The organism is Streptococcus sp. HMSC067H01 (assembly GCF_001814775.1).
Classification (GTDB): domain Bacteria; phylum Bacillota; class Bacilli; order Lactobacillales; family Streptococcaceae; genus Streptococcus.
Genome location: NZ_KV817766.1, coordinates 1 through 229, shown reverse-complemented (window position 1 = coordinate 229; position 229 = coordinate 1). Strand labels below are relative to the sequence as shown.

The 229-nt window shown below is 44.5% G+C and carries 1 protein-coding gene; it reads right to left on the bottom strand.

Annotated features, from left to right (window positions below):
• Positions 1-229, bottom strand: a 229-nt coding sequence (locus HMPREF2987_RS00405) for a hypothetical protein (protein WP_218969676.1), incomplete at both ends; no start/stop codon positions are given.

Below are 229 nucleotides of genomic sequence, written 5' to 3'. Positions count from 1 at the left end.
CGTTGTTGTTCAGCAAGGTATGCGTCATGGTCGGCTTTGAGTTGCTTGAAGTTCTCATACCTACGAGCCTTAACTTCTGCGATACCCTCTAGGCGAGCCAACTCTTTCTTAGCAGTGGCAATATTTGCTTCCGCAGATGCAACAACTTCTTTTTGTTTAGCTACATCTTGATTAGCCTTGTCTGACTCAGCCTTAGCCTTATCAACATCAGCTTGACTAGGAACTTTAG